This is a genomic window from Paenibacillus barengoltzii G22 (genome assembly GCF_000403375.2).
Lineage (GTDB): Bacteria > Bacillota > Bacilli > Paenibacillales > Paenibacillaceae > Fontibacillus > Fontibacillus barengoltzii.
In genome coordinates, this window is record NZ_KE159653.1 from 63,235 (window position 1) to 85,366 (window position 22,132).

Annotated in this window: 25 protein-coding genes, 1 pseudogene and 1 riboswitch; of the genes and pseudogenes, 7 read left to right on the plus strand and 19 right to left on the minus strand. The window is 51.6% G+C overall.

The annotated features are described in order from the left end of the window. Window positions 1–29: 29 nt before the first annotated feature. The 3 genes from C812_RS08575 to C812_RS22235 form a co-directional block, all read right to left on the minus strand. Window positions 30–914, minus strand: coding sequence for a radical SAM/SPASM domain-containing protein (locus C812_RS08575; RefSeq protein ID WP_016312275.1), 885 nt, complete (start codon window positions 912–914; stop codon window positions 30–32). A 56-nt stretch (window positions 915–970) separates the two neighbouring features. Continuing rightward, complete coding sequence (fosB, locus tag C812_RS08580) at window positions 971–1,387, minus strand: metallothiol transferase FosB (RefSeq protein ID WP_016312276.1); 417 nt, start codon at window positions 1,385–1,387, stop codon at window positions 971–973. An 89-nt stretch (window positions 1,388–1,476) separates the two neighbouring features. Further along, window positions 1,477–2,100, minus strand: a complete 624-nt coding sequence (locus C812_RS22235; RefSeq protein WP_167669306.1) for a DUF4183 domain-containing protein — start codon at window positions 2,098–2,100, stop codon at window positions 1,477–1,479. Window positions 2,101–2,350: 250 nt separating this feature from the next. On the opposite strand from C812_RS22235, the gene C812_RS08590 reads away from it, so the two are divergent. The 4 genes from C812_RS08590 (at window position 2,351) to C812_RS08605 (ending at window position 4,896) form a co-directional block, all read left to right on the plus strand. Continuing rightward, a complete protein-coding gene (locus tag C812_RS08590) occupies window positions 2,351–2,764 on the plus strand; it encodes a DUF4183 domain-containing protein (protein WP_016312278.1) in 414 nt (137 codons plus the stop codon). Between the two features lie 49 nt (window positions 2,765–2,813). Continuing rightward, a riboswitch (Fluoride riboswitch) is annotated at window positions 2,814–2,876 on the plus strand. A 41-nt stretch (window positions 2,877–2,917) separates the two neighbouring features. Beyond that, window positions 2,918–3,307, plus strand: coding sequence for a fluoride efflux transporter CrcB (crcB, locus tag C812_RS08595; RefSeq protein ID WP_016312279.1), 390 nt, complete (start codon window positions 2,918–2,920; stop codon window positions 3,305–3,307). Next, window positions 3,304–3,675 (plus strand): fluoride efflux transporter CrcB, encoded by a 372-nt coding sequence (gene crcB, locus C812_RS08600; RefSeq protein WP_016312280.1) that lies wholly within the window; start codon window positions 3,304–3,306, stop codon window positions 3,673–3,675. The genes crcB (C812_RS08595) and crcB (C812_RS08600) overlap by 4 nt, the downstream gene beginning before the upstream one ends. A 105-nt stretch (window positions 3,676–3,780) precedes the next feature. Then, the gene (locus C812_RS08605; protein ID WP_016312281.1) at window positions 3,781–4,896 is read left to right on the plus strand and encodes a chymotrypsin family serine protease; all 1,116 of its coding nucleotides are present in this window, start codon (window positions 3,781–3,783) and stop codon (window positions 4,894–4,896) included. Between the two features lie 25 nt (window positions 4,897–4,921). Here C812_RS08605 and rpoD read toward each other — a convergent pair. Continuing rightward, window positions 4,922–5,809: pseudogene (rpoD, locus tag C812_RS08610) on the minus strand (RNA polymerase sigma factor RpoD); the annotation flags it as partial. 263 nt (window positions 5,810–6,072) lie between these two features. After that, entirely contained in the window at window positions 6,073–6,711 is a 639-nt protein-coding gene (locus C812_RS08615) for a DsbA family oxidoreductase (protein WP_016312283.1), read from the minus strand. A 203-nt stretch (window positions 6,712–6,914) separates the two neighbouring features. Here C812_RS08615 and C812_RS08620 point away from each other — a divergent pair, with 203 nt between their 5' ends. Further along, window positions 6,915–7,601, plus strand: coding sequence for a metal-dependent hydrolase (locus C812_RS08620; RefSeq protein WP_016312284.1), 687 nt, complete (start codon window positions 6,915–6,917; stop codon window positions 7,599–7,601). A 54-nt stretch (window positions 7,602–7,655) separates the two neighbouring features. Here C812_RS08620 and C812_RS08625 read toward each other — a convergent pair whose 3' ends face one another. The 6 genes from C812_RS08625 to C812_RS08650 all read right to left on the minus strand — a co-directional run bounded on the left by C812_RS08625 (window position 7,656) and on the right by C812_RS08650 (window position 11,848). Beyond that, on the minus strand, window positions 7,656–8,894 hold the full coding sequence (locus C812_RS08625) for an MFS transporter (protein WP_016312285.1): 1,239 nt from the start codon (window positions 8,892–8,894) through the stop codon (window positions 7,656–7,658). A gap of 64 nt (window positions 8,895–8,958) precedes the next feature. Continuing rightward, window positions 8,959–9,567, minus strand: coding sequence for a TVP38/TMEM64 family protein (locus tag C812_RS08630; RefSeq protein WP_016312286.1), 609 nt, complete (start codon window positions 9,565–9,567; stop codon window positions 8,959–8,961). 29 nt (window positions 9,568–9,596) lie between these two features. Beyond that, window positions 9,597–10,112 (minus strand): GNAT family N-acetyltransferase, encoded by a 516-nt coding sequence (locus C812_RS08635; protein WP_016312287.1) that lies wholly within the window; start codon window positions 10,110–10,112, stop codon window positions 9,597–9,599. Window positions 10,113–10,131: 19 nt separating this feature from the next. Further along, window positions 10,132–10,593, minus strand: a complete 462-nt coding sequence (locus tag C812_RS08640) for a DinB family protein (RefSeq protein ID WP_016312288.1) — start codon at window positions 10,591–10,593, stop codon at window positions 10,132–10,134. A 12-nt stretch (window positions 10,594–10,605) separates the two neighbouring features. Beyond that, on the minus strand, window positions 10,606–10,908 hold the full coding sequence (locus C812_RS08645; protein ID WP_016312289.1) for an antibiotic biosynthesis monooxygenase family protein: 303 nt from the start codon (window positions 10,906–10,908) through the stop codon (window positions 10,606–10,608). Further along, entirely contained in the window at window positions 10,898–11,848 is a 951-nt protein-coding gene (locus C812_RS08650) for an NAD(P)/FAD-dependent oxidoreductase (protein ID WP_016312290.1), read from the minus strand. The genes C812_RS08645 and C812_RS08650 overlap by 11 nt, the downstream gene beginning before the upstream one ends. A 103-nt stretch (window positions 11,849–11,951) precedes the next feature. Here C812_RS08650 and C812_RS08655 point away from each other — a divergent pair, with 103 nt between their 5' ends. Both C812_RS08655 and C812_RS08665 read left to right on the plus strand, forming a co-directional pair. Further along, entirely contained in the window at window positions 11,952–12,320 is a 369-nt protein-coding gene (locus C812_RS08655; protein ID WP_016312291.1) for a DUF2512 family protein, read from the plus strand. Between the two features lie 128 nt (window positions 12,321–12,448). Beyond that, window positions 12,449–13,593 (plus strand): IS3 family transposase gene (locus tag C812_RS08665; RefSeq protein ID WP_157274712.1). Its coding sequence is split into 2 segments (ribosomal slippage): window positions 12,449–12,722 and window positions 12,722–13,593, totalling 1,146 coding nucleotides; the frame shifts between segments, so codons are not numbered across the junction. A 91-nt stretch (window positions 13,594–13,684) separates the two neighbouring features. Here the strand turns inward: C812_RS08665 and C812_RS08670 are convergent. The 8 genes from C812_RS08670 to C812_RS08705 form a co-directional block, all read right to left on the minus strand. Continuing rightward, the gene (locus C812_RS08670) at window positions 13,685–14,482 is read right to left on the minus strand and encodes an ABC transporter ATP-binding protein (RefSeq protein WP_016312292.1); all 798 of its coding nucleotides are present in this window, start codon (window positions 14,480–14,482) and stop codon (window positions 13,685–13,687) included. After that, window positions 14,482–15,396, minus strand: coding sequence for an ABC transporter permease (locus C812_RS08675; protein ID WP_016312293.1), 915 nt, complete (start codon window positions 15,394–15,396; stop codon window positions 14,482–14,484). The genes C812_RS08670 and C812_RS08675 overlap by 1 nt, the downstream gene beginning before the upstream one ends. Before the next feature lie 38 nt (window positions 15,397–15,434). Further along, on the minus strand, window positions 15,435–16,514 hold the full coding sequence (locus C812_RS08680; protein WP_016312294.1) for an ABC transporter substrate-binding protein: 1,080 nt from the start codon (window positions 16,512–16,514) through the stop codon (window positions 15,435–15,437). 279 nt (window positions 16,515–16,793) lie between these two features. Beyond that, window positions 16,794–17,300, minus strand: coding sequence for a metallophosphoesterase family protein (locus C812_RS08685; protein WP_016312295.1), 507 nt, complete (start codon window positions 17,298–17,300; stop codon window positions 16,794–16,796). 5 nt (window positions 17,301–17,305) lie between these two features. Next, on the minus strand, window positions 17,306–18,247 hold the full coding sequence (locus C812_RS08690) for a DUF7916 family protein (protein ID WP_016312296.1): 942 nt from the start codon (window positions 18,245–18,247) through the stop codon (window positions 17,306–17,308). Window positions 18,248–18,341: 94 nt separating this feature from the next. Then, entirely contained in the window at window positions 18,342–20,039 is a 1,698-nt protein-coding gene (locus C812_RS08695; RefSeq protein ID WP_016312297.1) for a glycoside hydrolase family 13 protein, read from the minus strand. A gap of 103 nt (window positions 20,040–20,142) precedes the next feature. Then, window positions 20,143–21,048 (minus strand): hypothetical protein, encoded by a 906-nt coding sequence (locus tag C812_RS08700; RefSeq protein ID WP_244268297.1) that lies wholly within the window; start codon window positions 21,046–21,048, stop codon window positions 20,143–20,145. A gap of 115 nt (window positions 21,049–21,163) precedes the next feature. Next, window positions 21,164–22,096 (minus strand): Gfo/Idh/MocA family protein, encoded by a 933-nt coding sequence (locus C812_RS08705; protein WP_016312299.1) that lies wholly within the window; start codon window positions 22,094–22,096, stop codon window positions 21,164–21,166. Between the last annotated feature and the right edge of the window lie 36 nt (window positions 22,097–22,132).

Below are 22,132 nucleotides of genomic sequence, written 5' to 3' on the forward strand. Positions count from 1 at the left end.
TCGGCCCCTTCTTTCTTTTGATTAGTGCCTTACGCCCCTCCGCCAAACCGCTTGCGATACCCGCACTTCCGGCACAGCTCCTCTACGGCCTCGCGCCGGGAGAAGCCTTCGTATAGACGGTTCGCCCGCTCTCCTTCCACAATCTCTGAAAACGGCGTCTTGTACACATTCCCAAGATTAATGATCCCTTCCCCATCCAGACAGCAAGGAATGACCGTGCCGTCCACGAGAATTCCAGCTTGGTTGCGCAGCGCATGGCAGAAGCCTTTGCCATCGTCCTCCGGAGCGCGCAAGTCCGGCCAATCAAATTCGTAATCTTGGTTCAAGTAGATCCGCTCGGCTAATTTAACCCCGCTTCCCGGTGTGACCTTCTCCTCAATCCGGTAATCTAGGTTGAATTCCTCCTCAATGATGGCAAGCGTCTCCCGGTTCCGCATCCGTTGCAGGTTCGTCTCATTATCCTGCGTCAAATTCCACAGCCGGAACGAAACGATCAAATCGGACGCGGCTACCGCCTCTCGCACGAAGGACAATACGTTTCGCAAATACCCCTCCCGGTCAGTTGAACCTTCATGTCCATCAAAGCTGTGCAGCGAAAAATTCATCTGCCGCAGCGCCGGCTTGCCAAGCAGCTTATGCCGCACTTTGGGGAGCAGCGTGCCGTTCGTAGTGATGTTGACCTTAAACCCTTTTTCGTGACTGATGTCGAGCAACTGATCGATCTTGGGGTGCAGCAGCGGCTCGCCTTTAACATGGAAATAAATATAGTCCGTATGCGGCTTGATGTCGTCCAGAATTTTGCGAAAATCCTCCACCTTGATAAACTGCGCCTGGCGATGGGTAGGCGGACAGAAGCTGCAAGCCAGGTTGCAGATGCTGGTCGTTTCGATATAGAACTTTTTAAATTTTTTCATGGTGACCTACTTCGTTTAAATTTTAGTTACTGTCTTATTCTATCAATGAATGGCGGTTAGTAAAAGATCATATGATCTTTGTCCACTTTATAGTAATCCAGTCGGTCTTGCAAAGTCCCAGTGTGGAATTCGAACATATGGCCGTCCGGGTCCAGAAAATAAATTGACTTTTGGTCGCGCGCATCTCTTTCACGCCCCGGCAGTACTTCGACGTTGAATTCCCGAAGCCGATTCTGAAAAGCCTCGAAATCCCCCTCATCGATCGAAAAAGCGATATGCGTATATGTACGGTGCTGCCTGTCCCTCGGAAGGTCTTCCTGATTTAAGGCGATCCACAGCCCGTTCAAGTCGAAGTAGGCGAGTTTGCGCCCTTTCACCAGGGGACTGGCGCCAAAGACCTGCTCATAAAACGCCATGGATCGATCCAAATCAGATACGGAGAAACAGAAATGATTAATGCCATTAATCTTCATGCAAATCCTCCTATTCTCTCAAACAGAACGTGACAAGGCCTGGTGCCCTGCCACGACGATCAATCTTCATCTTGCTTCGTTTTCCTAGTTTAGGATGTAGCTTTGGCGGTGATTCGCACGTTTTCCACAATAATCGGCGTGCCTGCCCCTATCATATCCTGCCCCAGCACCAACGTCAAAGACTCCGGCTCCAGTACAAACAATCGGCCTTCCTGCGGCATGCCGTTGATAAATAAATTGGTGTACGCCCCGTCACCAATCCCGGCAAAAACTACAGGCGTATTCCCTGCGTCATCCGTAAATTGATTGGCAGGGATGTGAACGGTCCCGGTCATATCAGCAGGGGCCGCATAAAAGTAACGGAATACGGCTGGGGTTACGAGAATTTCGACTGCAGGCGGTCCTGGCGGTCCCATTGGCCCGACTGCTCCTGACTCACCTTGGGGTCCCGGCGGCCCCATCGGCCCTCCGCTCCCTGGCATGCCCTGCGGCCCCGCCGGCCCGGGAACTCCCCTTATATCGGCCGGGTCTCCCTCTTCTCTCTCACGTATCCACCGCTCATACTGCCACAATGCACGACGGTATTCCCGCATCAGACTCACTGCTTGCAGATAACGATCCCGCAGTGAAGACACGGTCCGTTTCCGGCGTCGACGACGCGAGCTTGCCGAGCAGTGCTTCACCTTATGCACTTGTTGCCACCGTTTGTTCATACGCTTTGTCTTTTTGCAAGCAGCTTTTACCGCTCCCATGCACCGCTTCCCCCTGGCCAGATGGTTCTTCAAGCCTTACTTCCCTATCCTATGAATAACCCGCCTTGGATGCTTGGGCAAATGGCTTCACGTCGTTCCAAAAATCCATATTCAACGGGGGCTGTCTGCCCTATCACTTAACGAAGTTGCATCATTATATATGATATATCGGACACCTTCGATACCATCAAAGATGAGGAGGTAATGTTAGATGCCTGTAATAAAACCCGTATTTACGGCAGTAGCATCCGCTCCAGTCGCCTCTGGGGGTGAAGTTACTACTGTAATTACACCAACGGTCTCCCGTTACTTCGCCACGTTAACAGCCGACATGATCGGTGCTACTGAAACGACCATTCCCGCCGACAGCTTCGTTGACGATGCCGACGCACCGATTACGGATCTGCCTGAGCTCACCACCACTGATTATCTCAACGTTTACATTAACGGCGTACTTCAACAAGCTTCGTTATCCACGCTGACCACGGCCAGCCTCGTGCTCGACACCGTGGACTTGACCCCGGGGATTCCCGTTATGATTGAAGTGGGCAGCTTCAGCAACGTCGTTTCCACGATCACGACCCCGCCAACGATATCGGCGCCTACGATTACGATTATCACGTAATCCATATTGACGAGCTGTCGCCTCATGGCATAAAATATTGCCAATGATAACGCAATAAGGCGATGGAGTTCGCCTGAACCGCTCATTTGGAGCTGATGACTCCTACCAGATTCTCTGGTAGGAGTCTGTCTATTTTTCAGGAGGTCGAGCATATTGAATATCCTTGCATTGATTGTTGGGGGCTTCCTCGGTACTCTGCTCCGTTATGGTCTGTCCCTTTGGATTCCAAATATCGGAGCTTTCCCACTATCGATCCTGCTCATCAACTGGGCCGGTTGCCTATTTCTCGGCTGGTTGTTTACCGTCGCAGCTTTGCGCAAAATCCATCCCAGTCTACGCATCGGGGCTGGCACAGGATTTGCCGGTGCATTTACGACGTTCTCCACCTTTACGGTCCAGACCGTTGATGCGGTACATACCGGGCAGCTGGTCGCGGCACTAGCCTATCTGTTCGTCAGCTTACTCGGCGGTCTTCTCATGGCTTGGATTGGAGTCCGCTTAGGTCAAAAGCAACAAGCTCCTAGGGCTGGTGATTCCGCATGATCGGTATCGTAGGACTTGGCGGCATTCTCGGCACATTGCTTCGTTACTATTTAGGCCAATGGATCTCTACCCAAACCACCTCTCGCGGTTCGCAATTCCCTTGGGGAACCTGGGTGATCAATCTCAGCGGCAGCCTCCTGCTTGGCATCCTAGCCGGACTCCACACACGGCAGGCCATCCCTGACTGGAGTTGGTTGATGATAGGCACGGGATTTTGTGGGGCCTACACAACATTCTCCACTTTTGGATATGAAACAATCACCCTCATCAACAAGGGGCAAAAACAAAAAGCTATCGTGTATGTGCTCACCTCGGCTTTACTCGGTGTGACTTTCGCTTGGTTCGGCAGCTGGCTTGCCTCATACTAGCGATACCGCTCATTCCAAAGGCATCAGCCCGTATAACGATCAAGCGTCTCGGCTCCGGCATATAATGCAGCAAATCCGCAAACTTGCGAGAAAAGGTGATTCCAATTGGCCAGTTTTCGTAGAGCTTATTTGCTGAAACAACGCATTGCCGGGAAGATGCTCAGGTTGAACGGAGTTCATGGTGTAGGTGTCGGTTTGCGGGACCCCAAACACCCAAAACGAGGCGCAGCCATTATTGTATATGCCGATACTCTGTCCAAAGCCGCTGCTGCCAAAAAAAACAAGTCCCCCCGCACCACAGCATTACCTCGTTATCTCAAACCTCGGGCTGGCGTGCCGTTTCGAATCGTTCGTTCCCCCAGGTTCTGTAAACGTTCCGGTAACGATCCCAGCATCAGGTTCACTCGCCGAATTCGCCCGGTCGTGGCCGGCTACAGCGTGGGCACTTCGGACTCCTCCGGCACAGCTGGTTTGATCGTCAGCGATGCTTCCGGATGTGAACGTCTAATCCTTAGTAACAACCACGTTCTCGTTAATAATAATACCCGGCGTTTCTCAGCCACGGTGCAGCCGGGAGGCGCCGATGGAGGTACCGTTGCCAAGGACCGCATCGGTCAGCTGGACCGTTTCGTTAAGCTGAGCCGCAAACGGGCGAATTATTTAGACGCGGCCACCGCCAAACCTTTGCGACGCTCTTTGCTGAAACCAGCCTATGCCGTCTTTGGCATCGTCCCCGGGCATGTGCGCTCCTATAAAGTTGGCGATCGTCTCAAGAAGGTAGGACGGACGACCGGTGTGGTGACAGGTACGGTGGAATCGATCCATACCGATGTTCAGGTCGACTACGGGGATTACGGCAATTTGGGGACGATTACCTTCAAGAACCAAAGCGTAATCCGCGGCAAGCGCCCCGTCTCCCTGGAAGGCGATTCCGGCTCCGTGTGGCTGACGAGCAAAGGCAATCTTGCCGCTGCAGTCAACTTTGCGGGATCGGAAAACGGAATGTTGTCTATCTCCTATCCCATTGAATGGTTTATGCAGGTGTTTGGCACGAGGGTAGCGAAGCCTGCGTCGGGGCGACTGCTGCGAGCCCAACGGGGGAAGAGCAATAAATTTATATGCATTCGGCCATTACCGGCAAAACTAGTCAAATCCCTTCGACCGATTACGGCATCTCCTCGACCACTCCGTCGGCGTGCTACAGCAAAAAAAGCTCCCTAAGGGTATCCTTAGGGAGCTTACGATGTTATTCCATAAAATCTTTCAGCCGCTTGCTGCGGCTTGGATGCCGAAGTTTGCGCAGCGCTTTGGCTTCAATCTGACGAATCCGTTCGCGCGTTACCCCAAACTCCTTGCCAACCTCTTCCAACGTCCGCGTCCGGCCGTCATCCATCCCGAAACGCAGGCGAAGGACATTTTCCTCACGCTCTGTCAGTGTATCCAATACTTCTTCCAGCTGCTCCTTTAACAACTCATAAGCTGCAGCTTCTGCCGGAGCCGGAGCATCGTGATCTTCGATGAAGTCGCCGAGATTCGAATCGTTCTCTTCGCCGATTGGCGTTTCCAACGAGACCGGCTCCTGAGCAATCTTCATGATCTCTCGCACCTTATCCGGCGTTAGATCCATCTCCTTCGCAATCTCCTCCGGAGTCGGCTCGCGTCCGATCTCCTGAAGCAGCTGCCGGGAGACACGGATCAATTTATTAATGGTTTCCACCATATGCACCGGAATTCGGATCGTCCGGGCTTGGTCTGCAATCGCACGGGTAATCGCTTGACGAATCCACCAGGTGGCGTAAGTACTGAACTTGAATCCTTTCGAATAATCGAACTTCTCCACCGCTTTGATCAAGCCCATGTTGCCCTCTTGAATCAGGTCCAGGAATACCATCCCGCGCCCAACATAACGACGGGCAATGCTGACCACCAATCTGAGATTCGCTTCAGCCAATCTGCGCTTCGCTTCCTCATCCCCGTTCTCGATGCGCTGCGCAAGCTCGATTTCCTCCTCTGCGGACAACAGAGGCACGCGCCCGATTTCCTTCAGATACATTCTGACCGGGTCATCGATTTTAATTCCTGGCGGTAACGTCAGATCGTCGGTGTAATCCAATTCATTATTCTTCAAGTCCTCTGTCATCTTCCAGACCCCCACCCTAAAAATTAAATGCGAAAACCACTTCTATATCTCTAAAGCCGTAAATCCATTTGACAAATGATTGATTTTATGCTATTATTGAGGAGATTATTGCGTGAGTGTTTTGTGATTGGCTATCCGTCATTTTACCACAGTTCATTATTTTATACAACATTTATTTTTAATTTTGTCCGCAGAGTGAGACGCTGATCCTTCGGGATCAGCGTTTTTTGGTTTGCCAATGACTCTAAATCGATCAATTAAGACAGATCTTCCCAAGCCCGTAACAATGCTCCTTGGAAAATTTCCAACGGTTGTGCCCCTGACACTGCATACTTCCCGCGCAGCACAAAGAACGGTACACCGCGAATCCCAAGTCTTCTTGCTTCATTCTCATCCTCGCGAACAGCATCGGCAAACGTATTCTGCTCCAATACTTCCCTAACGGCGGCACCATCCAAGCCCACCTCTTCCGCCAAACGAATCAATGTGTCCCAGTCCCCGATATGCAGCGAATCCGTAAAATAAGCCCGGAACAACCGCTCCGTCATCTCCTTCGCCTTGCCCTGTTCCCCAGCATAATGCGCTAAGCGATGAGCATCAAACGTATTCGTAGGAATGATCGTATCAAAGTTATACGTCAACCCTTCCGTTTGAGCCTGCTGTGCAACATTGCGGTTAGATTCCTGCGCCTGCTCCAGGCTGAGGCCGTATTTGACCGCTAACAGTTCATGAATGCTCGACTCTGTATCCTTAGGTGCCCCTGGATCCAGTTCAAAGCTGCGGTATACGAGTTCGATCTCATCTCGATGACTAAAAGATTCTAATGCCCTTTCGAGGCGACGCTTGCCAATATAACAAAACGGACAGCCAAAGTCCGACCACACTTCAATTTTCACATCAATCTCCTCCTTTTTTAGCGCAAGCTCCTTGCCGGATTAGCCCTCATTCGCTGCCAGCTCTCCGATAAGGATGAATTGTTCAATCACCATCATATGGGATTTCCTTGCGTTTATGCTGCACCTTCCCGCAAGATGTGACTTGCTTGTCTAAGGCAGCTATAATATACAAGTAAGGATATTTTTCCATAAGAGGTGATTCTATGAAAGTGACTTATTTGGGACATTCCTGCATCCTGATAGACACAGGAAAGCATCGGTTGATCATTGATCCATTCCTCACCGGAAATCCTTCGGCAGCTGTCTCAGCCGATGACATTCAAGTCAATTATGTGCTTCTGACTCATGGTCATTCCGATCATATCGCAGATGCGGAAAGCATCGCCCGGCGAAACAATGCGCCGATTCTCGCCATAGTCGAGCTGGCGGATTATTTTGCTGGCACCGGACTGCAAACGGTCGGCATGAACCTTGGCGGCTCACGTACGTTCCCGTTTGGTAAATTAAAATGGGTGCCTGCGCTGCACAGCTCGTCCGTTAATCATAACGGCGTAAATGTATATCTTGGCGTGGCCGCTGGAATCCTGCTAGATCTTGACGGAACAATCCTTTATCATGCCGGAGATACCGCCTTATTCAGCGATATGAAATTGGTTGGCTCTCGCGGCCCGGTCGATCTCGCATTCCTGCCGATTGGCGATCATTTTACCATGGGACCGGAGGATGCTCTAACCGCAGCTGAATGGATTGGCGCCAAGCACGTTGTCCCTGTGCACTACAATACGTTCGATGCCATTGCCCAGGACGGCGAACAATTTGTCGCAGATCTCGCACGGATCGGCATTACAGGTCATGCCTTGAAGCCGGGCGATTCTTTGGACAACTTCTAAATTAAACGGATGAACAGCAAAATTGTTGCACTTTGCAGCAATTTTGCTGTTTTTTTAATCCGCCAACTCCTTCCCCCGCGTCTCGGTCCCCAACCAAAACACGGCCAGTGCCCCAATTAGAATTGTCACGAAGAACATCCAGAAGATTCCTCCGATGGCGACGTGCCGGGCAACCAGCATGCCGACTAAATACGGAGCGATAATGCCGCCGACCCGTCCAAAGGAAGCGGCCAAGCCAACTCCGGTAGAACGCACCCGCGTCGGGTATAGTTCCGGGGTATACGCATACATGCCGCCCCATGCCCCCAGATTGAAGAAGGACAAGCAGATCCCGGCGGCAATCAGCATACCTTCGCTGGATGCATTACCAAACCAGGCGGCGCTGGCTGCAGTGAGCAGCAAATACAATACCAACACAAACTTACGCCCAAACTTCTCGATGAAATAGGCGGCCGTAAAATATCCCGGTAATTGCGCCAACGTCATGATCAGCACGTATTCAAAGCTTTTGACCAAGCTGAAGCCTTTCAGGACCATCACTGAAGGCAGCCACAGAAACATGCCATAATACGAAAAGACGACGGTAAACCACAAAATCCATAGCATCACCGTCGAACGGCGGTGCGGGGAATCCCAAACGGACTTAAACCGCTCCCCGAAAGAAGGGCCCCGCTCTTGTAGATGTCTCGTCTGCTGTTTAAATCGGGCCGGCTCCTGGATGGATTGGCGCAAGTACAGCGCATATAACGCGGGGATCGCACCGATGAGAAAAGCGGCCTGCCATCCATAATCCGGTATGATGAAATACGAGATCAACGCCGAAGCAATCCAACCGGCAGCCCAGAAGCTCTCCAGCAGCACGACGGATCTTCCTCGTTCCTGAACCGACACCGATTCAGATACCAGCGTGGAAGCGACCGGAAGCTCCCCGCCAAGCCCAAAGCCGGCAATAAAACGAAGCAAGCAAAGGATCGCAAAACTTGTAGCGGCAGCCGACAAACCGCTGGCGAGCGAGAAAATCAACAGCGTCCATAGAAGTATGGATTTGCGGCCAAACTTGTCCGCCATATAACCGGCAATCGCTGCGCCAAACGCCATCCCTACGGAGTTGATCGCGGTAAAGAAGCCGGTCTGCTGCGGCGTTAAGCTCCATTCTACAGCCAGAGCCGCAGCGATAAACGAAATAATCCCGACGTCCATCGCATCAAACATCCAGCTGAGCCCGGCGCTGAATAGCAGCTTCCGTCGTGCTGACGCGGGTCTTCCTGATAAAGCCTGTTCCTGAGCATTCAAACGTCTCGCCCCCTAACCAATCTTGTTCTAACTGTAGCTTATCCCGGAAAGCGGTCGATCCATGCTAAGATCTCATGCCTTCTTTCTTCTTGGACAGGATTCGGTTGCGAATCACGAATATGACGCCCAGCACAAGCAAGAATAAGACGTAGGAGAAGATCAAGTCCTGAAGATTTACCCCCGGAAACACGATCGATGCGCTTAAGATCCCAAACAGCCAGATACTTGACAGGTTCCCAACCAGGTTAGACCAGACATAAGAATGGAGCTTTAGATTCGAAATCGCCGACATAAACGAAATGAGATTGTTGGGCATAATCGGAATGGTGCGGAGAAAGATTACTGCCCATACCCCATAGCGGTCTAGCCCTTTTTGCCATTTTTCGTATTTTTGCAGCTTAGCTAACCACCGACGGTGAAACCAATCCGCGAAAAAGTATCTGCACATCAGATAAACGACCATCCCCGCCGCCGTACCAGCAATCCAGCTGGCGAATAAACCGTTCGTGATCCCCAGCAGGGAGAGATGCAGCATCACGATCGTGGCAAATGGAAAAAATCCAAAAAGCCCCTGTACAACTGCGAGCGGGATCGTAAGCAGCAGGATCGAGTATCCGCCCAACTGCGTCGTCTCCAAGAACCAGTCCGTGATTTCTTTAACCCATTCGTTCAAATGATTTGATCCCCATTCCCCAAAGCATTTTAAGCCTCAACAACCCGTTTTCCCAAAATAACGAGATCCCGTTCTACGCCATCCAAATTGGCTACCCGGGGCAAATGCGCCCAACGTTCGAAGCCGAACTTACTAAGCAGCTTTAGGCTCGGCTCGTTATGACCAAACACGAATCCAAGCAGTGTATGTACCCCAATCTCAGGACAAACTGCAAAAGCTCGGTTTAACAAGATTCCTCCGATTCCGCGAGAACGGTAGGCTTCTGTAATATAAATACTGATTTCGGCTGTTCCGTTATAGGCCGGTCGCCCGTAAAAGGACTGAAAGCTGAGCCAGGCGATGACTTTTCCCTCAGATTTCATGACCAATAGCGGCCGGAAATCAGGCGAATGCTCATCAAACCATTTCCGTCTGGCTTCAACGGTCACCGGCTCCAAATCGGCGGTAACCATGCGTCCAGCGATCGTCTCATTGTAAATCGCCACGATCGCCGGCAAGTCCTCCGGCGTGGCGTCTTCAATTGTATATTCGAAATGTTCCGTCATATGTACATGCTCACAGTCCTTACACAATTTTGTTGTACAGCTTAAGCACACTAAAATGCATGCCTTCATGATACGTTGTAAAATTGATTAACTGGCCGACGGTTTCAATCCGATAGCCAGAGGAGGTCGTGTACGGGTCGATCTTTTCTTCAAGCCGGCCGGATAGTTCTGCTTTTACCTGCAGGGGTTGATCCTCGAGCACCTTCAGAATTTCATCCAGTGCAGGACTTTCAGAGCTCCATTCCGCCGGTACAGTTCCGTTGGCGAACAGTTCTTGATATATCGCCGGCAGTTTTGGCGTTCTCCCGGTAAAGGAATAAGCGTATTTATCCAAAACCAAAGCGAGATGGCCCAAATTCCATAACATATGATTGCGAAAACCTGCTGGAATCATCGTCAATTTCTCTTCCGGTATCGTTCTTACCAGCTTCAAAGTTTGGGACCGTACAAAATCAAGCTGCCGCCAAATCATCTCTTCCATTCCCTTTCCCTCCTAGTCCATTTCATGTTTAATTTGAACGTAGTGCTCCACTGTAGGCATGGGATCATAGAATGGATGAAGCAGCGTTTTCCATTCCTCATAATCAGGAGATTGACGGAAACCTACCTCATGGGCAGATATCGATTGCCAACGCACTAGTAGAATATATTTATTTTCGGTCTCTACACACTTATGAAGCTCATGTCCTAGATAACCGGACGCCCGGCTGATAATTTTGGAAGCCTTGCGGAATTGGCTTTCGAAATCATTGATCATTCCGGGCTTCACATGCAGCTCAGCTACTTCAAGAATCATCCTCTGCATCCCCTCCGTTCAACTGATTATAGCACGGACTTAGTGCTTTATGAATCCAAATTGCGGCAATTGAGCCTTCCCCCATAGCCACGCTAACCTGTTCCGCATGAAGTCCTATATCCCCAGCCACCCACACGCCAGGGACGTTCGTCTGCTTCGTCCGTGGATTCGTCTCGATATGACGGTTCTCGGCAATGCGCACTCCCAACTGAGCAGCTAAACCGGAATGAACTTCATTGCGGCCAAACGCAATAAATCCCCGTTCTGCTGCTAAGCTCCGTCCATCCTGTAAGTTCACACTGCGGATGAAGCCTTCGGATTGCTTCACTTCGGCGATGGCCGCTTCCTCGTAGCGAATCCCCTGTTCCTCCATCCGTTTCAGGAGCGATGGGGCAACAGGTGTCTGTTCATGATTCACATAAGTTAAATCCCGGGTCCGCTGGATGAGCAGGAGTGCCATCTTGGCACCGGTGTCCCCCGCCCCCATTAATACCGTATTACGCCCTTCAATTTCGTATCCGTCACAATCCGGGCAGACGTAGACGCTTAGCCCAAGCGTAGGAACCAAACCAGGGATATCGGGAAAACGGTCCAGTACACCGGTCGCGAGCAGCAAGGTTCGACCTGAATACGTTTGGCCGGTTAATGTTTTTACCTGAAATCCCTCCTCCCGTTTCTTTGCCTCGATTACGGTATCCTGCACAAATTTCACACCATAAGACGTCGCCTGTGTTCTCCCCCGGTCGCGTAATTCTTCGCCGGAAATCCCTTCCGGAAACCCCAGCAGATTATGATATTGCCGGCATAACGTAGATCTCCCGTAACCTGTGTCTATAACGAGTACGTTGTGGACCGAGTACCGACCTAGCTGAATCGCGGCTTGTAATCCTGCAATACCGCCGCCAATGATCATACAGTCGTAGTTTGTGGTTTGAGTCATGTTGTTATCTCGCTTTCCTTAGCTATGGATTGCTGTCGTTCACTCAGTGTATAGCCACTTTCCCCTTAGGAGAAAATTAAAGCGTAAAACAAGGAGGTGAAAGATGTTGGACAAGTTTCTCGTCAAGCTACTTGGCAATGGAATTATCGTCATCGTCATGGTGATGCTCTTAAGCAACGCTTCATTCATCTCAGCACTGTTGACAGCTTTAGCGTTGTCTATTCTAGCGTATTTATTCGGGGACTACTTCATCCTTCCACGGACGAACAATGCGATTGCAACCGTGGTGGATGCGTTTCTCGTCTTTATCCTCCTGTGGGCGATTGCCGCCAACGCGGAATGGACGTTGTCCCTTAGCGAAATCCTTGCCATTACCATCGTGATGGGTGTGTTTGAATGGTTCTTGCACGCTTGGATGCTGCGAGACGGCATTCGCAGGGATAGCAGCGTACGAGTGCGTGATGCTCGATAAACAACGAAAAAAGCGCGAGTACAAGGGATTCGGAACTGACCCCATAGTGTGAGACAAATTAAAAACACCTTCAAGAGAATGCAACCATGTCGTATGATATGGGAGACAACCTTGGAGGTGTTTTTTCGTTGGCAACCCGAGTAAGCTACCCAAAAGAGATTAAGATGAAGGCTATTGAAATGAGAATGGCTGGTATCCCAGTGAAAGAAGTTATGGAGCAATTGAACATACGACATGATTCTCAAGTGAGAACATGGATGCGATGGTATCGTAACGGAGAAATACATCGGTTTGAGCAGCCTGTAGGTAAACAATATAGCTACGGCAAAGGACCGGAATATACGTCAGAATTAGAGAAAGTAAAGGCAGAGAATAGGTTTTTGAAACAGCAGCTAGATCTCCTAAAAAAGTACAACGAGATGGAAAGGGGGTATCCTCAAAGATTGTAGTGGAATGGATCAAATCGATCCAAGGAGAAGTTAGCGTGGCACAAGCCTGTGCCTGGGCGGGACTCTCTCGTGCTACCTACTATCGCTGGAAGGATAAGTATGGAAGCAGGGATGCCGATCCTGTGGTAGAGAAAATCCGCGAACTCTGTTTGCAGCATAAATTTCGTTATGGATACCGTAAAATCACCGCTCTACTTCGGAAAGAACAAGCGATTAACCATAAACGAGTGCAACGGATTATGCAGCGTGAAGAGCTGCAATGCCGTGTCAAAGTCAAGAAACGCAAACCTACAGGGCAGCCAGCCTATATAGCAGAACACTTGCTAAAACGCCAATTTGAGGCCGATCAACCTATGCAAAAACTCGTTACGGATATTACGTATTTACCGTTTGGAGGAAGAATGTTGTATCTATCAAGTATCCTAGACTTGTTTAACGGAGAAGTTGTGGCATACAGTATAGCTGACAAGCAGGACACTGCGTTCGTACTGGACACACTCCGTCAGCTGCCCAATCTACCAGGTACGATACTTCACAGCGATCAGGGGAGTGTCTACACTTCCCAGGCGTATCAGGAAGCTGTAAAGGAAAAGGGCATTACCATGAGCATGTCCCGCAAGGGAACGCCCGCTGATAATGCCCCCATCGAATCGTTTCATTCCACGCTAAAGTCTGAAACGTTCTATCTCGAAGGTTTAACGAGTACAACGACAGCAATCGTTGAACAGGTCGTTCGAGACTACATTACTTACTATAACTCAATTCGCATTCAAACAAAACTAAACAACCAGTCACCGATTGATTATCGACAACTGGCTGCTTAACTTGCAAGGTGTTTTTGATCCCTGTCTCACAAACGGGGGTCAGTTCCTTCCCCTATGCACTCGCGCTTTGTGTAGATGGATTAGTTGCAAATTAGCTGCCCAGCATGACGCGATCATCGGACAACTTGTGGCCGCTGATCCGCTCAAATTCACCTAGCAGCCGTTCGATCGTTAACTCGCGTTTGTTCGTTTCATCCACATCGAGAATAATCCGCCCGCCATCCATCATGATAAGGCGGTTCCCCAATCGGATCGCTTGCTCCATGTTGTGGGTGACCATCAACGTAGTTAGCTTCAGCTCACTAACGATCTCCTGCGTAAGCTTCGTCACCAGCTCAGCCCGGGCTGGGTCCAGTGCAGCAGTATGCTCGTCTAGAAGCAGTACCTCCGGTTCGGTAAACGTCGCCATCAACAGGCTCAGCGCCTGGCGTTCTCCGCCCGACAATGTACCGACCTTAGCGCGCAGCCGGTTCTCCAGGCCAATGCCCAGCCTGCGTAACTGCTCTTGGAACATGGAACGGCGCTTCGCGTTCACACCGAGCACAAGGCCGCGTGTCTTCCCGCGAGAGTAAGCCATTGCTAAGTTCTCCTCGATGGTCATATGCGGAGCAGTGCCGGCCATCGGGTCCTGGAACACACGGCCAATCCACTTGCTGCGGCGATGCTCCGGCAGGTGGCTGATGTCGACGCCGCCTAGGCGAACCTCGCCGGCATCCGGCTTAATGACACCGGAGATCATATTCATCAACGTCGACTTCCCTGCCCCGTTACTGCCGATCACCGTTACGAAATCCCCGGGGTTCAGGTGCAGATTAACATCAATGAGCGCGATCTTCTCATCCGGCGAACCGGGATGAAAGAGCTTCGAGACCTGGGTTAACTTCAGCATTAGAACCCACCCCCTACGCTCTTCTGACCGGCGGTTTGCGTAATTTCAGCGGCGCGCCGACGAGCAACCGCTTTTTGCTTCATGTTTCTTTGGACGGTCGGAACCACTAGTGCAATAATAACGATAACTGCCGTAATCAACTTCAAGTCGGTTTGCTCCAACCATTCAATCCGCAGCGCCAGGGCGACAACCACCCGATAGACGATGGATCCGAGTACCGCTGCCAGAGTGGCCCAAAATACCGTGCGCGCCCCGAAGATCGCCTCCCCGATAATCACCGATGCCAGCCCAATGACGATCATCCCGATCCCTGACGAAATGTCGGCGAAGCCGGACTGTTGAGCGATGAGCGCCCCGGACAAAGCCACAAGCCCGTTAGACAAACTGAGCCCGAGTATAATCGTATTGTCCGTATTGGCACCAAAACTGCGGATCATCCGTTTATTGTCACCGGTGGCCCGCAGAGCCAAGCCCAGCTCCGTCCGGAAGAACAAATCCAGCAGCAGCTTGATGGCGATCACAACGATCGGCATGAACACCAACGGCGAAACCGAGGTGAACAGCGTCGTCTCCCCAAGCAAGCCTACATTCGGTTTGCCCATGATCCGCATATTGATGGAGTACAACGCAATCATCATCAATATCCCGGAGAGCAGTCCATTAATCCGTCCTTTGGTATGAATGATGCCGGTGATCGCACCGGCGGCCAAGCCGCCCAAAAAAGCGACGATCGTAGCAATCCAGGGGGAGCTTCCCCCTGTGATCATAACCGCAGCGATCGCACCGCCGGTCGTAAAGCTACCGTCCACCGTCAGATCCGGAAAGTCGAGAATGCGGAACGTAATATATACGCCGAGCGCCATAAGCGCATACAGCAGGCCGGATTCCAGCGCCCCCAGCAGCGAGTTCAACATGGTGAGTACCTCCTCAAGAAATTAGGAGCGAGTGCTGCCTATTCGATCAAATTGTTTTCCTTATCCGTAATTTCATCCTTCATCGCATCGGTCACTTCGATCCCTTGCTCAGCCGCCGCTTTCAGGTTCATGATCAAGTCGAGCTTATCCGGCACCGTCACTTTCAGGTCACCGACGTTTTTGCCGTTCTTCAGCACTTCAACTGCCATTTGTCCCACTTGATAACCGTGGTCATAGTACTTGAACCCGACCGTTGCAAAAGCGCCCTTCTCCACCGTATCCCGGTCACTCGAGAAGAACGGAATGTCGTTATCGTTCGCGACCTGGATCACCGTGCTGACAGCTTCAACGACCATGTTATCGAGCGTAATGTACAGCGCATCTACACGCCCAACCAACGATTCGGCTGCTTGCTTCACTTCCGACGTATTCGTTACCGAGGCTTTCACCAATTTGATGCCGTGAGCTTCCAGTGCCTTCTCAGCATGGTTAGCCATAACAACGGCGTTGGGTTCCCCTTGGTTGATAACCAAACCTACGGATTTTACATCCTTAAAGTGCTCAGCAATGAAGTCCATCAGTCTCGTAATCGCTTCCGGGTTCGTATCCGAAGCCCCGGAGATGTTCCCGCCCGGATGATCCAAATTGTCCACCAATTTGGCATCCACCGGATCCGTTACCGCCGCGAACAGGATCGGCGAGTTCTTCACCTGTTGCGCTACAGCTTGTGCAGGCGGCGTAGCGATCGCGAGCACCAGATCGTATTTCTCACCGGCAATTTTTTGCGCAATGGTCATATTGTTCGTTTGATCCCCCTGCGCATTGTTGTAATCCAGGTCCAAGTTCTCTCCTTCCACAATGCCTGCGTCCTTCAAAGCATCCAGGAAGCCTTCCCGCGTTGCATCCAAGGAAGGATGCTCCACGATTTGTGAAATCGCGATTTTGTACGTTTTCTGATCGGAATCTGACGTATTCCCCGCACCCGTGGTATTTTCTGTTCCGGTTCCCCCGGCGTTCCCCCCATTTGCAGCATTCCCATTGCCGGCATTGTTACCGCAAGCAACGACGCCGACCAGCAGCAGCGACATGGCGAGAATCATCCCAAGCTTCTTCTTCATGTTTTGTTTCCCCTTTCTCTCTCATGAAATTAATGACCCTGCAGTGTTGGAGCAGTAAAGCACAATCTGTTTAACGCTTTTAATGATGAAAGGATTAAAGCGCCCGTGGACAAGGATTCGCCCAACATGGACACGAAGTATGATTTCTATATTAAATGGTGGTCAATTATACGTCAATACAGGTTATAGGACTTCTGCCTTAAGATTGATATAAAAAAGAGCCCTCCAAAGCAAAACCGAAAATCGGTCTCGCGTTGGCAGCTCCACATAAACCTGGATCTACTTTTTAGCCTCTAAAAAGATATGTCTTGCCTTGATCGCATGGGGAGTAATCTCCAGCACGCCAAAGCTGTATTTGGGTTCCCGCCGTTTGTCAGTAGGAGACCCGGGATTAAACCACAGGATGCCCCCGCTTTCCGCGAGGTAAGGCTTGTGCGAGTGACCAAACAGCACAGCGTCTACGGGTTGGCCAGCGAAGACCCGCTCTGCAATGTTCTTAGCCCCATGCCCGCCGCCTGGGAGATGACCATGCGTCAGTCCGATCCGCCTGCCGCCCAGCTCGAGAACTTTATGCCAGCCGAACTTTCGGATAATGTCATTGGGATCATTGTTTCCAGCCACACCCTCAACCGGCGCAATCGCTCTTAATTGCTCGTAAACCTCCATCGTCACCCAATCCCCCAGGTGGAGAATCATATCGCAGGTGCGGAAGGTTTGGCGAAGTTTGACAGGCAGCTCCGATCCACGGCGCGGAATATGGGTATCCGATACGACTCCGATGCGCATACGCGTTACCTCAACGGTGAAGCGGCCATGCGCACATAGGTGTGCCGACGCCCGCGGATGGCGATGGATGCCGCTTGGATATTTTCTGGGATGGCCATACCCGCGTAACCAGCATCCCCGATGTGTACGATGTCGGCGCCAGAACGTTTGGCGCTGAGGGCAATCTGCCGCACCGTAGATTCGTCCGCACCTTCCTGACTTGTGCCGATCGCCGCCAAAACCAAAGCCCCCCGCGCCTTAACTTCCGCGATAACTCGGGCTAACTCCTCCTCGCGCACGCCCGGGACGGTTCCCGGAGCTGGCAGCAGCACAACGTCCGCGCCAGCTTCAGCGAACCGAATTGCAGCCTCGCCGTCCAACACGCTGCCGCGAGTACCCGCGCCATGCATTTTGCCAGCAATGATCAAGCCATCGAATTCTCGCTTGGCCACATGGATCGTATGCAGGATGCGTTCATGGGTCACGCCGGTTTTCGGGTTGCCCGTTAAGCACACGAAATCCACGCCCAGCCGCTTAGCCTCAGCCAAGCTCTGCGCCGTTGCCTTGCGTCCTTCAGGCAGCTCATTAAGCCCTTCAACCGCATCAGCTGACTCATCGACCGGCTCCAAATTGATGCCAACCGGCAGTCCCGTGAGTCGCTGCAGTTCTGCGATCGGGTTTCGCGTGCTCGTCGAGCTCTCCTCACTGCCACGATCCGGGGCAAACAAATCCCGAGACTCAATACCGCGAATCTGCGGGTGAAATACATCAAAGACGTTCAACAAGATCATGTCCGCGCCGAAAGCTTTGGCAAGCTCCGCATTGGTGATCTCGGGCAGCAGCGGCTGTGATGTTACCACCGTTTCCGCCATCACCGTTCGTCCTTCTGCTGCCAAAATGGCTCCCTTTAGAGCTTCGCGATCCATCTGACGAAAATCCGAAGCCCGGCAGTCCAAGATCCGTTTCATGGGCTACCCCTCCATTCGTTCCAAGTTCTGCACATCACCTGTATCACCAGTGTAGCACGCCGAAATGCTTCAGACTATGCGAACTTTCTGTGAATCAGTATCGTTTCAAATAAACCCTTGCTTCATAGGGGCGCAACTGTAAATTCAATAGATTCTCGTGCTCCTGCGGAGCGTAGTTAGAGATTAATAATTCAATGTCCTCCGGCTCCATTGCCTCTACCGGCCATTCGAATACCGGCTCCTCGGAACTAAAATTCAAGATTACCAGCAAGCGGCTCTTCTCCAACTTCCGGGTAAACGCATAGATCTGTGGATGATCGGGAAGCAGCAGCTTGTATGCGCCGTAGACAATCACCGCATGTTCTTTTCTTAAACGAATTAGTTTTTTGTAGTAATGGTATATCGAATCGGGATTACGGATCGCTTCCTCCACATTAATCCGCTCGTGATTCGGGTTCACTCGGATCCAGGCGGATTCGGCTGTAGTAAACCCGGCCTGTGGTCCGGCATCCCATTGCATGGGGGTGCGGGCGTTATCCCGACTCTTGAGATGAATCGCTCTCATTATGTCCGCCTCCGGAACACCGTTCCTCCGTTGTTCCTCGTAGTAGTTGAGCGTCTCCACATCACGATAATCGTCAATCGAAGCAAAGACCACGTTCGTCATGCCGATTTCTTCGCCCTGATAAATGTACGGCGTCCCCTCCAGCATATGGAGGAAGGTCGCCAGCATTTTCGCGGACGGAATACGGTATGGTTCCTGATCGTTCCCGAAACGGGAAACTGCGCGCGGCTGGTCATGATTGCACAAATAATTGGCGTTCCACCCTCTGCCATGCAGCACGGTCTGCCAGCGGGAGATGACTTCCTTTAAGTCCGTCAGCTTCCACGGTACAACGTCCCATTTGCCGCTGCCCGCAGAGGCTGCATCCAGAAACATATGCTCAAACTGAAACGTCATATTCAATTCCCGCCGGTCATCGCCAACGTAACTCAGCGCCTCCTCGGGGCCTATCCCTGACGTTTCGCCTACGGTCATAATGTCATAGTAATACAACACGTTATCATACAGATCTTGCAGAAGGGTATGTACATCATCCAGGTTTGAAAACAACTCGTACGCCCGAACCGTCGGTGTCTGCTGTGGATTGTCCGCATCCGGCAGTCCTTTTGCCTTGGCGATATGCGCGATGGCATCAAAGCGGAAGCCGTCCACACCTTTTTGAAGCCACCACTTCACCATATCATGAAGCTCACGGATGACGGCCGGATTTTCCCAGTTCAAGTCGGGCTGATGTTTGGAATACAAATGTAAGTAATATTCGTCGGTGCGTTCATCATACTCCCAGACCGAGCCGCTGAAATACGACTCCCAGTTGTTTGGCGGGCCTCCGTTTTTGCCCTTCCGCCAAATGTAGTAATCCCGCTTCGGATTGTCCTTGGACTTCCGGGATTCCAGGAACCAGGGATGCTCGTCCGAGGTGTGGTTCAGCACCAGGTCCATCATCAACTTCATTCCCCGCGCGTGCAGCCCTTCCAGCAGCTCATCAAAGTCCTCCATCGTGCCAAAAGCGGGATCGATCTTATAATAATCGCTAATATCATAGCCGTTATCATGCCCCGGCGATTGATAGATCGGACAGATCCAAACGACGTCGACTCCAAGATCCTGCAAATAATCCAGCTTGGACAGGATCCCGCGCAGGTCACCCACTCCGTCCCCATTCGAATCCTTGAAGCTGATCGGATAGATTTGGTACACGACGCTTTCTTTCCACCAAGTCCGCTTCATGTCCGACTCCCTTTCTCGTTTTTCCTTTAGCTATTTGCATCGAACCCGTTTTGTATTACAAAAAAAGCCCAGGAACCCAAAAGTTCCCGAGCTTAAGCAGTTACTAAGCGTAATGTTCCACCACTTGGACGTATTTGCGATGCACTTCCGCCCGTTCCGTTTCCAGCTTGCGCTTCGCGGTTTCCAGCTGGCGTTGCACATCGCTCACCGCTGAGATCTGTTTCCGGACTTGATTTAAGCCGTTGTTGATTCGCCCCTGGACCATCCAATCCGAGAAAATATCGTCAAAGAAATAGTCGGCAAATTTCAGCAACCCGCCGATCTCCAAATCCATCGCAATGCTCGCTCCAACGTCGCTCAGCTCCCGCTGATACACTCGCAGACTTTGCCGTGCAGCTGTCACATGGTCCATTGCCTCATCAATCCGCGAGTGCTTAATATGCGTCGACAACATCCCGCCGCCCAGCATGTCGTACGTCCCCCAATTTTTCGCAGAACGCAGATCTTCCTCCGCTGCATTTAGATCGTGCAGGGCGGATTGTCCAGCTTGCAGCGCTTCGTCCACCTCTTTCAACTGGACGGTGAGGACCGCTTCGCGTTCAGCCAGCTCCCGCAGCTCTCCATCCTCCTCCAGAATCTTCCGCTCTTTGGCTTGAAATACACGTTCATACTCGTTCTTCCATGAACCCAGCTCGAGCAGTTTGCGCTCAATCTCCACAATTTGCCGCTCCATATCGCGCACCGCAGCTTCTGCGGCATCATATCTCATCTTGGCTTCCAGCACTTCCTGCTGCTCCCGATCCAGCTTCTCGGCTTTGTTGCCAAGTAAGGTAGCCAATAAGTTGGAAACTGACATTGACGACAGCTTGCGAACATCTTCTTCCTCTGCAGCCAGCTTCTTCTGCCACCGGTTCCGTTCTTCTTGCAGACCAGTTAACTCTTGCTTCAGGTTTTTAAGGCGTTGCTGCCACTTCTCCTGATTCCGGCCCTTCTCTTTCAGTTCTGCCATGCGAGCGTTAAGATCCTCGAACAACCTAAGCTCCTCCCTTTCCCGCCGGAACGGTTGTCCTGTCCGGCCTGCGTAGTTTCGATATCCTGTTCTACGTTGGTCAAGAGCGAAAGTTTCAAAGCGGTCGTTCCCAAGCTGCAGCGCCATTCGCCTCAGCACTCTTCACGATCTCCTCACACAGCCGATGGGTTTCCAACGAATCTTGCAGTGAGATAGCCGGTTTCATTCCTTCGCGAACACAGCGGATAAAATGGTCGATAATCTGTACGAATCCCCGCCGATACAACACCGGATCCCAGTCCTTAAAAGTCAACCGTTTCGCCTCACCGCCAACATAATGTTCCGTTGTGTTCAACCCGTCTACCCGCCATATTTGACCGGGGCTCATCACTTCCAGGATTTCATCGTTAGCCCCTGAGTCACGGTTCATGATACCGATGCAGGTAAAGCCGTCACCCTCCAACTGAAGTGTGACATGGTACAGCTTGCCCTCCTGTACTCGGGTCGAGATATGAAAGCTTTGGACGTCACCCGGTGCCAGAAACCGCAGCGTATCCACCACATGGATATAATCGTCGAACACGAAGCGGCGAGCATAATCGGGCGAAGGCGTCCGGTTTTTCTGCAGCAGCACTAGCCGACGATCCGGCTGATCCTTGAGGGCTGCGTTCATCGGAGCAAACCGTCGGTTGAAGCCCGTCATAAGCAGCACGCCTTTTTGCTCCGCTCGTTCGCTGAGCCGTTTGGATTCCTCGTAATGATAAGCGATTGGCTTATCCACGTAGACGTGGATTCCGTTCTCAATCAGTTGCTCCACCACCGCCGGATGGGACTCCGTTGCCGAATGGACGAACGCAGCATCCACGCCGGACTTCACAAGCTCGTCCACGCTTCCAGCCGTCTCTGGGATGCGGTATTTAGCCGCCAGCTTGGTAAGTGTCTCCTGATTTCGTGTACTCAAGACGAGTTCGACGTCCTCCCTCGCCGTAATCACAGGCAAATACGCTTTTTGCGCAATATCGCCGAGTCCGATGATTCCAATACGCATCTTTTGGGCCTCCTGAGCATAGCTTCATAATTTCGT